The 10,932-nt window shown below is 65.0% G+C and carries 8 protein-coding genes; 4 read left to right on the forward strand and 4 right to left on the reverse strand.

All coding sequences use genetic code 11. From position 1 onward, the window contains the following. Window positions 1-23: 23 nt before the first annotated feature. The 4 genes from IAE40_RS23020 to gap form a co-directional block, all read right to left on the reverse strand. Complete coding sequence (locus IAE40_RS23020; protein WP_153772648.1) at window positions 24-2,612, reverse strand: TonB-dependent receptor; 2,589 nt, start codon at window positions 2,610-2,612, stop codon at window positions 24-26. A 184-nt stretch (window positions 2,613-2,796) separates the two neighbouring features. Then, window positions 2,797-3,699, reverse strand: a complete 903-nt coding sequence (locus IAE40_RS23025; RefSeq protein WP_231100319.1) for a FecR family protein — start codon at window positions 3,697-3,699, stop codon at window positions 2,797-2,799. A 148-nt stretch (window positions 3,700-3,847) separates the two neighbouring features. Next, window positions 3,848-4,360: an RNA polymerase sigma factor gene (locus IAE40_RS23030; RefSeq protein WP_054895146.1), complete on the reverse strand. Its 513-nt coding sequence runs from the start codon at window positions 4,358-4,360 to the stop codon at window positions 3,848-3,850. Window positions 4,361-4,476: 116 nt separating this feature from the next. Beyond that, on the reverse strand, window positions 4,477-5,478 hold the full coding sequence (gene gap, locus IAE40_RS23035; protein WP_200603926.1) for a type I glyceraldehyde-3-phosphate dehydrogenase: 1,002 nt from the start codon (window positions 5,476-5,478) through the stop codon (window positions 4,477-4,479). 270 nt (window positions 5,479-5,748) lie between these two features. On the opposite strand from gap, the gene edd reads away from it, so the two are divergent. The 4 genes from edd to IAE40_RS23055 all read left to right on the forward strand — a co-directional run bounded on the left by edd (window position 5,749) and on the right by IAE40_RS23055 (window position 10,845). After that, window positions 5,749-7,575, forward strand: a complete 1,827-nt coding sequence (gene edd, locus IAE40_RS23040) for a phosphogluconate dehydratase (protein WP_153772646.1) — start codon at window positions 5,749-5,751, stop codon at window positions 7,573-7,575. Beyond that, window positions 7,572-8,531 (forward strand): glucokinase, encoded by a 960-nt coding sequence (locus IAE40_RS23045; RefSeq protein WP_153772645.1) that lies wholly within the window; start codon window positions 7,572-7,574, stop codon window positions 8,529-8,531. The genes edd and IAE40_RS23045 overlap by 4 nt, the downstream gene beginning before the upstream one ends. Before the next feature lie 168 nt (window positions 8,532-8,699). Next, on the forward strand, window positions 8,700-9,398 hold the full coding sequence (locus IAE40_RS23050) for a response regulator (RefSeq protein WP_232233528.1): 699 nt from the start codon (window positions 8,700-8,702) through the stop codon (window positions 9,396-9,398). Continuing rightward, window positions 9,379-10,845 (forward strand): ATP-binding protein, encoded by a 1,467-nt coding sequence (locus IAE40_RS23055; RefSeq protein WP_269669785.1) that lies wholly within the window; start codon window positions 9,379-9,381, stop codon window positions 10,843-10,845. Before IAE40_RS23050 ends, IAE40_RS23055 begins: the two co-directional genes overlap by 20 nt. The last annotated feature ends 87 nt before the right edge of the window (window positions 10,846-10,932 follow it).

A 10,932-nucleotide genomic window follows, 5' to 3' on the forward strand; every position in this document is an offset into this window, starting at 1 on the left:
GGCCGCCCCCGCGGGTACCGGGATCAGATATCCCAGACCACATTGATGGCGAAGTTGCGTCCCGGCATGGTCAGGCGGTCGAGGTTGGCCGGCTGGGTCACCGCCGCCTCGCCAAGGCCGTCGTAGCCGCGCACATCATCCCACTGCCAGTACTTCTTGTCGGTGAGGTTGTAGAGGCCTGCGTTGACGGTCACATCCTCGGTCACCTTGTAGAAACCGGTCAGGTCGAGCACGCCGTAGCCCGGCGTGCGGAACTGCGAGCTGGCGCCATCCGGGGCGAAGAAGGTGCTGTCGTCGACGCGGGTCTTGCGCTTGACCAGTGTCCAGCTGAGCAGGCCGCCGTAGTTCTGCTGCTCGTAGCCCAGGCCCATCACCGCGGTCAGCGGGTTGACGCTGTTCAGCGGCTGGCCATTGTCGTCGTTGCGGCCATGGGCATAGGCCAGCGAGCCTTGGGTGTAGAGGCCTTGCGGCGCGCCGAAGTGATCGAGGTTCAGGCGGCCCTTGAACTCGGCACCCTTGATGGTCGCGTGCTTGATGTTGTTGGCCTGGAAGGTCGAGCCCAGGTTGGCCGACTGCACGGCGTCTTCGTTGATGAAGTCGCGGTACTTGTTGTAGAACACCGCCACGTCGAAGTTGCCGGCCTCGAAGTTGCCGCGCACGCCCGTCTCGTAGCTCTTGCTCTTTTCAGGCTCGAGGTTGGGGTTGGGTTCGACGCTGTAGCCCAGGGTCGGGTTGTCGAAGCGCCCGTACATGGCCTTTGCGGTCGGGGTACGGAAACCCTCGGCGTACTGGCCGTACCAGGTGTAGTTGTCGTTGAAGGCATAGGTGACGCCGAACTTGGGCGAGACGCGGTGCCATTTCTTGTCGCCGTCATCGACGCTGGACGGCGCTGCGCCGGTGCCCTGGATGCCACGCAGGAATTCTGCGGTCATCTTCGGTTCCATGCGGGTGTAGTCGTAACGCGCACCCGGCAGGAAGGTCCAGTTGTTCCAGCGGATCTCGTCCTGGGCGAACAGGCTGTAGGTGTTGATGGTCGGGTCCGGGAAGTCGCTGACCAGCGCCTGGCTATCGCTCACGCTGTTCTGGCCGATGGCGCGGCAGGTGCCACCGATGTTCAGGCAGGTGCCGGTGCCGCTGCGCGAGCCGGTGACCTTTTCGTGCTTGAGGGTGGTGCCGTAGGTGAGCAGGTGATCGGTCTCACCGATGCTGAAGGCCTTGTCGAACTGACCATCGAACACCCATTGGCGATCCTTGTAGGTGGTCTGGCGATCACGGAACACCTGGCGACCGGAGGCGAAATAGAGTTCGTCGGTGCGCTGGTCGGTCTTGGCGATCTGGTAGTTGAGGCTCCACTTCACGTGGTCTGCGACCAGGCTGTCGAGGCCGAATTCGTGGTTGATGCCGAAGCGCTCGCGGGTGACGGTGTCATTGCCTTCACGCATCCGATACATGTTCGACGCACCACGGCCAGGGATGAACGGGCCGCCCACCGCGCTGAGGATGTTCTGGTCGCGGTCGTCCTTGTAGTGCTCGTAGGTGAAGCCCAGGCGCGCGTCGTCGGCGTAGTTCCAGCCCAGCTTGGCCAGTACGTTGGTGGTGCGCACGTCTTCCGGGTTGGCTTCGGTGCGGCCAAGGCCGGTGCCGCCGTGGCCACCGTAGGATTCGGTCTCGTGGCCGTTGCGCTGGCTCAGGTGCAGCAGGCCGTCGAAGTCGCCCTGGCGGCCAGCGACGGTGGCGGAGGTCAGCCAGCTTTCGTCGGCCGAGCTGTAGCCGGTCTTCAGGCGCGCGCCCACGTCCTTGCCAGGCTTGATGATGTCGTCCGGGTCGAGGGTGTAGTAGCTCACCGCGCCGCCGATGGCGTTGCTGCCGTACAGCACCGAGGCCGGACCACGCAGGATCTCGACGCGCTTGACGATTTCGGGGTCGACGTAGTTGCGCTGGGTCTGGGCGTAGGGGCCGTAGAAGAAGCTGTCGGGGATCGACACGCCATCGACCTGGGTGAGGATTCGCTCTCCGTCGATGCCACGGATGTTGTAGCCGTTCAGGCCGCTGCGCTGGCCGACACCGCCAACCGAGACACCCGGCTCGTAGCGCACCAGTTGCTTGATGTCGTTGACGTTCTGGCGGTCCAGTTGCTCGCGGGTCTGCACACTGACGGTGCTCGGTACCTGACTCACGTCCTGGGCGCTGCGGGTGGCGCTGACGGTCAGCTGTTGCAGGGCAATGGCGTTGCCTGCGGTCTGGCGCTCGAGCACGACGTTGCCGTTGCCGATCTTGCGAAAGCCCAGGCCTGTGCCGTGCAGCAGTTTCTGCAGTGCCGCTTCCGGTGCCAGTGCCCCTTGCACGCCCGGCGAAGCCACGCCCTCGGCCAAATCGGCGGAGAAGCCGACCTGCCAGCCGGTGACTTCACTGAACGCGTTGATCGCCGAGACCAGTGGCTGCTGGGCGATGGCGAAGCGATAGTCGCCCATCCGCGGGCTGGCGGCCTGCGCCGGCTCTGCGGCCAGCGCCGGCAGGCTGCAGGCGCCGCTGGCCAGCAGGGCCAGGGTCAGCAGGGACAGTTGTCCCATGCGTCGGGAAGAGGGGGAAGGGCGGGTTGGACCTGAGGACATCGGAAGCGCTCCCTGTCGCGCGAACTGTTATAGGTGAGTGCAGTTCTTGTTTTCGAACAAGAATCAATTGCATTGGCTATAACGAGACGGGCGTGGGATGGGAGTCGCGTAAAAATAATTGGTGGGAGCAACTGTCTTGCTCAAAAATCTCAGGTCTGCCCACTCCCTGTGGGAGCGGCGCCACTCAGTTGAGAATCACCACCGCCGGGTATTCGTGCAACTGCGCCGAGGTGATATGGGCCAGGGCTCGCAGGGTCTCCAGAGGCTGGTCCAGGCGGTAGTTGCCGGTAACGGCCACCTGTTCCAGATGGTCGTTGCGGTTGATGATCCAGCCCGGGTAGTAGCGGCGCAGTTCGGCGAGCACCTGGCTCAACGGGCAGTTCTCGAACACCAGGCGGCCATCGATCCAGGCCAGTTCCTTGTGCAGGTCGGCGCGCTGGCGCTGACCGAAACCGTCTGGCCCGACGCTGATGCTGTCTCCGGCGCTCAGGCGGATGCGCTGGTCGCTGGCGGCCTGCAGGTCGACGTCGCCGCGCTGCACACGTACCTGCGCCTGGCCATCGAGGTAGCGTACGGCGAAGTTGGTGTCGCGCACCTGTGCACGCAAGGGGCCGGCCTGGACTTCAAGCGGTGGCTGGTTGCCGCCGGGCACTTCGAAATAGGCCTCGCCCTGCAACAGCCGTGCAACCTGGCGCCCGTCGCGCTGGTCGCTGGCAAAGGCCGAGTTGGTGTTGAGCAGCACCTTGGCGCCATCGTCCAGCTGCAGGCGCTGGCGTTCGCCGACCACCGTCAAGTGATCGGCCTGCAGGCGCACCGGCAGGTTGCCGAAGGTGAACAGCCCGACCAGCAGCACGGCTGCGGTGGCCAGTGGTTTCCAGTGGCGGCGCAGGCGTCCGCGCAGCGAGGTGCGGCGCTGTTGGTGCAGATCGCCCGCCAGATGGCGCAGGGCGGCGCCATTCCACAGCGCCTCGGCTTCGACATAGGCTTCGGCGTTCTGTTCGGCAGCGCCCAGCCAGGCTTCGAAGTCCTGGGTGTCCTGCTCGGTGGGGCATTGCAGGCGGATCAACCAGTCCTGCGCTTCGTCCATGGCACGGGCGCGGGCATCTGGCTCGGCGGGCGATGGGCGAGGGGCAGGGTTGCTCACGGGGGATCCTTGCATGGCGTTTTTTGCAGATGATCGGCGCTGTGGACAGGCATGGCAAGAGCCAGCACCTGCCCAGGTGGCGAGCGGTCGCTCACTTGAGGCGATCGGCTACACCCATGCAGATCGCCATGATCAGCTTCAGTTCTTTCTGTACGGTGCTGGCCGAGACTTGCAATTGCTCGGCGATTTCCAGGTAGCTGGCACCGTGCAGGCGGCTGAGGATGAAGATGCGCTGCTGGCGTGCGGTGAGCTGGCCGAGGCTGACGCTCAGGCGCTTGAGCAGTTGCTCGGCATGCACCGCATCCTCGCTGTTGCCCAGCGGTGCGGCGACATTGTGCAGCACTTGCTCGGGCACGTCGTCGACCAGTGTGCGTGACTGCACGCGGCGCGCGCGCAAGTGGTCGAGGGCAAGGTTGCGGGCGGTCTGGAACACGAAGGGTTCGAGGTGTTCGATAGGTCGCTCGCCCAGCGCACGGGTAACCCGCAGGTAGGTTTCCTGCAGCAGGTCTTCCGCCGTGCTGGGGTTGCCGACCATGCGCTGCAAGGTGCGCAGCAGGGTGAGGCGCTGGGTGAGGAAGACAGAGTTGAACCGGGACTGACTCACGGGGAAACCTGGCCGATGAGGGGTGAATGATAATGCTTATCATCCATGCGTCAGGTCAAGCAGAGAAATGTCATGAAGGGGTAAAGGTGGGGCCGCCAGGCAGCCCCAAGGCCTTTTCATTCTGCCCGGAACAGCGCCAGGCAGTTGTCCAGCATGCGGTTGGAGAAGCCCCACTCGTTGTCGTACCAGGCCAGCACCTTGAGCATGCGGCCGTTGGCGCGGGTGTGGTTGGCATCGAAGATCGACGACAGCGGGTTGTGGTTGAAGTCGCACGAGACCAGCGGCAGGCTGTTGTAGCCGAGCACGCGCGAATGGCGGCTGGCTTCGAGGAACAAGCGGTTGACCTCGTCGGCACTGGCTTCGCGCTTGAGGTTGACGGTCAGGTCGACCAGCGACACGTTGATCACCGGCACCCGTACCGCCATGCCGGTGAGCTTGCCGGCCAGTTCCGGCAGCACCAGGCCCACGGCTTCGGCGGCGCCAGTCTTGCTCGGGATCATCGATTGGGTGGCCGAGCGGGCCCGGTAGGGGTCGCTGTGGTAGACGTCGGTCAGCACCTGGTCGTTGGTGTAGGCGTGGATGGTGGTCATCAGCCCCTGCTCGATGCCGAACTCACGCTGCAGCACCTGGGCGATCGGCGCCAGGCAATTGGTGGTGCACGAGGCGTTGGAGATGACTTGGTGCGAGGCGCGCAGCACGTCGTGGTTGACGCCATACACCACGGTAGCATCGGCGCCCTTGGCCGGCGCCGAGATGATCACCTTGCCGGCGCCAGCGGTGATATGGGCCGCCGCCTTGGCGCGGTCGGTGAACAGCCCGGTGCATTCGAACACCACATCGATGGCTTCGGCTTTCCAGGGCAGTTCGGCGGGGTTGCGGATGGCGCTGACGGCGATGCGATCGCCGTTGACCGTCAGGCTTTCATGATCGGCCTCGACGGTGGCATCGAAGGTGCCATGTACGCTGTCGTACTTGAGCAGGTGGGCATTCATCGCGCTGTCGCCCAGGTCGTTGATGGCGACGACCTGCAGGTCCTGGCGGTAGCCTTGGGTATAGAGTGCGCGCAGGACGTTGCGTCCGATGCGGCCGAATCCGTTGATCGCGATGCGAAGGGTCATTGGCATTACCTCTGGCAGTTCGGGTGAAGCCTGTGGCACAAAATGGGATGAGGCTTCACTGAAACGGTTTTGTTATTGGAATTACAAGATTATTCACTCCAAGATAGAAAACAAGCATTTTTAGTGGCAATATTTTGGTAAACCTACAACGAGTGATCGAGCCTTCCACGCCAACGACCTTTCCGGCCCCTGCCTTGAGCCTAGGTCGCAATCGTTTGGAGTGGAAATGCCGGTTCAGGTCGCCCTTACACATAGCCTGGAGTCCAGTACATGCATCCGCGCATCCTTGAGGTCACCGCAAGGCTGACCGAACGCAGCCGTGCCACCCGTGAACGCTACCTTGAGCTCATTCGCGGCGCGGCCAGCGACGGCCCGATGCGCGCCAGCCTGCAGTGCGCCAACTTCGCCCACGGCGTGGCCGGTTGCGGCAGCCAGGACAAGCACAGCCTGCGGATGATGAACGCTGCCAACGTGGCCATCGTCTCTGCCTACAACGACATGCTCTCGGCGCACCAGCCGTACCAGCACTTCCCCGAACAGATCAAACAGGCGCTGCGCGATATCGGCTCGGTCGGCCAGTTCGCCGGTGGCGTACCGGCCATGTGCGATGGCGTGACCCAGGGTGAACCTGGCATGGAGCTGGCGATCGCCAGCCGCGAAGTGATCGCCATGTCCACGGCCATCGCCCTGTCGCACAACATGTTCGATGCCGCGCTGATGCTGGGCATCTGCGACAAGATCGTGCCCGGCCTGATGATGGGTGCGTTGCGCTTCGGCCACCTGCCGACCATCTTCGTGCCTGGCGGGCCGATGCCTTCGGGCATCTCCAACAAGGAAAAGGCCGACGTGCGCCAGCGCTACGCCGAGGGCAAGGCCAGCCGCGAGGAGTTGCTGGAGTCGGAGATGAAGTCCTACCACAGCCCCGGCACCTGCACCTTCTACGGCACCGCCAACACCAACCAGCTGGTGATGGAAGTCATGGGCCTGCACCTGCCGGGCGCCTCGTTCGTCAACCCCTACACCCCATTGCGCGATGCGCTGACCGCCGAGGCGGCGCAGCAGGTCACGCGCATGACCAAGGCCAGCGGCAGCTTCATGCCGTTGGGCGAGATCGTCGACGAGAAGGCGCTGGTCAACTCCATCGTTGCCCTGCACGCCACCGGCGGCTCGACCAACCACACCCTGCATATCCCGGCGATTGCCCAGGCTGCCGGGATCCAGCTGACCTGGCAGGACATGGCCGACCTCTCCGAGGTGGTGCCGACGCTGTCTCACGTCTATCCCAACGGCAAGGCCGACATCAACCACTTCCAGGCCGCAGGCGGCATGAGCTTCCTGATCCGCGAACTGCTCGACGCCGGGCTGCTGCACGAGGACGTCAATACCGTGGCCGGCCAAGGTCTGCGCCGCTACACCCAGGAACCGTTCCTCGACGACGGCAAGCTGGTGTGGCGCGAAGGGCCGCAGCACAGCCTGGACGAAAGCATCCTGCGCCCGGTCGCCCGGCCATTCTCGGCCGAGGGCGGGTTGCGGGTGATGGAAGGCAACCTGGGGCGCGGGGTGATGAAAGTCTCTGCCGTGGCGCCGGAACATCAGGTGGTCGAGGCTCCGGCGCGAGTCTTCCACGATCAGCAGTCGCTGGCCGATGCCTTCAAGGCTGGCGAGTTGGAGCGCGATTTCGTCGCCGTGGTGCGCTTCCAGGGCCCGCGCTGCAACGGCATGCCCGAGCTGCACAAGCTCACGCCGTTCCTCGGTGTGCTGCAGGACCGCGGCTACAAGGTCGCGCTGGTCACCGACGGACGCATGTCCGGTGCTTCGGGCAAGATCCCGGCGGCGATCCACGTGTGCCCCGAAGCCTATGACGGCGGCCCGCTGGCACGGGTGCGCGATGGTGATATCGTGCGCGTCGACGGTGTCGAAGGCACGCTGCAACTGATGGTGTCGGCCGAGGAACTGGCCAGTCGCGATCAGCCTGATGCACCCCAGGGTAATGACCTGGGGTGCGGGCGCGAGCTGTTCGGCTTCATGCGCGTCGCGTTCAGCCCGGCAGAGCAGGGCGCCAGCGCCTTTACCTCTGCCCTGGAGCGTTTCAAATGAAGGCCTCGCTGGTCGGTGACATCGGCGGTACCAACGCCCGCTTTGCCCTGTGGCGTGACAATGACCTGCACGCGGTGCAGGTGCTGGCGACGGCGGACTATTCCAGCCCCGAGCAGGCTATCGAGGCCTATCTCAAGGACCAGGGCCTCGAACGTGGCGACGTCTCGGACGTGTGCCTGTCGGTGGCAGGCCCTGTCGATGGCGACGAATTTCGCTTCACCAACAATCATTGGCGCCTGAGCCGCTCGACCTTCTGCAAGGTGCTGCAGGTCGAGCGCCTGGCGCTGATCAATGACTTTTCCGCCATGGCGCTGGGCATGACCCGCCTCAAGCCTGGCGAGTTCGTCGAGGTGTGCCCCGGCCAGGCGGACGCCGCGCGCCCGGCGCTGGTCATCGGTGCGGGTACCGGCCTTGGCGTCGGCACCTTGCTGAGCCTCGGTGAGCAGCACTGGATGGCGCTGCCGGGCGAGGGCGGGCACGTCGACCTGCCGGTGGGCAATGCCCGTGAGGCGGCGATCCACCAGCAGATCCACAGCCAGATCGGCCATGTCAGCGCCGAGACCGTGCTCAGTGGTGGTGGGCTGGTGCGGCTGTACCAGGCGATCTGTGCGCTGGATGGCGCTACACCCCGTCACAAGACCCCTGCGCAGATCACCGATGCTGCGCTGGGCGGCGAACCGCAGGCCCTGGCGGTGATCGAACAGTTTTCACGCTTTCTCGGGCGTGTAGCGGGTAACAATGTGCTGACCCTGGGCGCGCGCGGCGGGGTCTATATTGTTGGCGGTGTGGTGCCGCGCTTCGCCGAGCTGTTCCTGCGCAGCGGGTTCGCGGCAAGCTTTGCCGACAAGGGCTGCATGAGCGGCTACTTCCCGGGTGTGCCGGTGTGGCTGGTGACGGCGGAGTTTTCCGGGTTGCTTGGAGCCGGTGTGGCCTTGCAGCAGATGCTGGACCACTGAAGGTCGGTTGTGCTGCCATTCGCGGACAAGCCCGTTTCCACAAGGCACTGTGGGAGCGGGCTTGCCCGCGAATGGCCTCGACACCGATAGAATGTCGCCACAACAGGCATCAAGACCTGTAACGACCAAAGGGAATTCATTGTGAGCACTGCCGGTAAAACCATCCTGATGGTCGACGACGATCAGGACATTCGCGAGTTGCTGCAGACCTACCTCAGCCGCTCCGGCCTCCAGGTCCATGCCGAACCCGACGGCCAGGGCTTTCGCCGCGCGCTGGATGCCGGCAACTACGACCTGGTGATCCTCGACGTGATGCTGCCCGACGAGGACGGCTTCAGCCTGTGTCGCTGGGTGCGTCAGCATCCGCGTCAGTCGCGGGTGCCGATCATCATGCTCACCGCCAGCTCCGATGAAGCCGACCGTGTCATCGGCCTGGAACTGGGCGCCGACGATTACCTGGGCAAACCTTTCAGCCCGCGCGAACTGCAGGCGCGAATCAAGGCCCTGCTGCGTCGCTGCGACTTCACCACGGCCACCCCTGCCAGCGCGGTGCTTACCTTCGAAGACTGGCGCCTGGATACGGTCAGCCATCGTCTGTTCCACCGCGATGGCGAAGAAGTGATTCTCTCCGGTGCCGACTTCGCCCTGCTCAAGCTGTTTCTCGACCATCCCCAGCAGATCCTCGACCGCGACACCATTGGCAATGCCACCCGCGGGCGTGAGCCGATGCCGCTGGACCGCATCGTCGACATGGCGGTGAGCCGCCTGCGCCAGCGCCTGCGGGACACCGACAAGCCGCCGCGGCTGATCCGCACCGTGCGCGGCAGCGGCTACCTGCTTGCCGCGAATGTCAGCTGTGCCGGCTGAGCAGGCTGTCGAGCGCCGCTGGCGCCTGCTGCCGCGCTCGTTGCTCGGGCGCATGCTGCTGCTCACCTTGCTGGTGGTGCTGATCGCCCAGGGGCTGTCGAGCGTGATCTGGGTCGCCCAGCTGCGGGCCAGCCAGTTGCAGGGCCTGCGCGCCAGCGCCAGCAGCCTTGCGCACTCGATGAGCGCCAGCGTCAGCTACTTCCGCTCCCTGCCGGTGGCCTACCGGCCGATGGTGCTCGACCAGCTGCGCAGCATGGGCGGTACGCGCTTTTTCGTCTCGCTCAACGAAAAGCCGCTGGACATGCCGGTGCTGCCCATCACCCCGCGCAAGCAAGCGGTGATCGAGGTGTTCCAGCAGGTGCTGCACGAACGCCTGGGCCAGCAGATGGAAATCTCCGTCGAGTTCGTCAGCCCCGACGACCTGCGCATCTTCAACAGCGGCCTGAAGCTCGACGAGCTGCCACGTTCCTGGGCCCACTACGCGTTGACCCTCGAACCGCTCAATCCGCCGGTGCTGGTCACCCAGATCCGCCTGGACGAAGGCGAGTGGCTGTACATCGCCTCGCTGCTGCCCGAGCCCTATACCGGTCTTGAACCCGAGCGTCTGCCGCGCCAGCAGATCGGCTTCATCGCCCTGACCACCCTGTTGCTGCTGTTGTTCATCGGCTTGCTGGTGCACTGGCAGAGCTGGCCGCTCAAGCGCCTGGCGCGGGCAGCGCGGGAGATGTCACTGGGGGCCGACGTGCCGCCGGTGGCCGAAGGTGGCGGCAGCGAGGTGGTCGAGGTAGGGCGCGCGTTCAATGCCATGCGTGAGCGTATCAGCCGCTACCTGACCGAACGCTCGCAGCTGTTCAGCGCCATCTCCCACGACCTGCGCACGCCGATCACCCGCCTGCGCCTGCGGGTGGAACTGCTCGAAGACGAGCACCTGCAAGCCAAGTTCAGCCGCGATCTCGACGAGCTGGAGCTGCTGGTCAAGGGCGCTTTGCAGTGCGTGAAAGATACCGACATCCACGAGAACATCGAACCGATCGACCTCAACCAGGTGCTGGAAATCCTCGTCGAACCCTACCTGCGTGATGGTCGAATCACGGTCGAAGGGCGTGTGCTGGCGTCTTATCCGGGCAAGCCGCTGGCGTTGCGGCGCTGCATCGGCAACCTGATCGACAACGCCATCAAGTACGGCGAGCGTGCGCACCTGCGCATCATCGACAACGCAGAGGCCTTCGTGCTGCAAGTCGACGACCAGGGCCCCGGCGTGCCGGAGCAGCGCCTGGAGCAGGTGTTCGAGCCGCATTTCCGCCTGGCGGGGCAGCAGCAGGGGTATGGGCTGGGGCTGGGGATTGCGCGTAACATCGCCCACAGCCATGGTGGGGAGGTGAGTTTGTTGAACCTGCGTGAGGGTGGGTTGAGGGTGACCTTGTTCCTGCCCCGGAATATCGATTGATTGGGCCAGCCCTATCGCGGGGGGCGCCCCCCCCCCCCCCGGGGGGGGCCCCCCCCCCCCGCCCCCCCCCCGGGGGGCGCCGTACGT

This window comes from Pseudomonas sp. S44, from assembly GCF_016624805.1.
Taxonomy (GTDB): domain Bacteria; phylum Pseudomonadota; class Gammaproteobacteria; order Pseudomonadales; family Pseudomonadaceae; genus Aquipseudomonas; species Aquipseudomonas machongensis.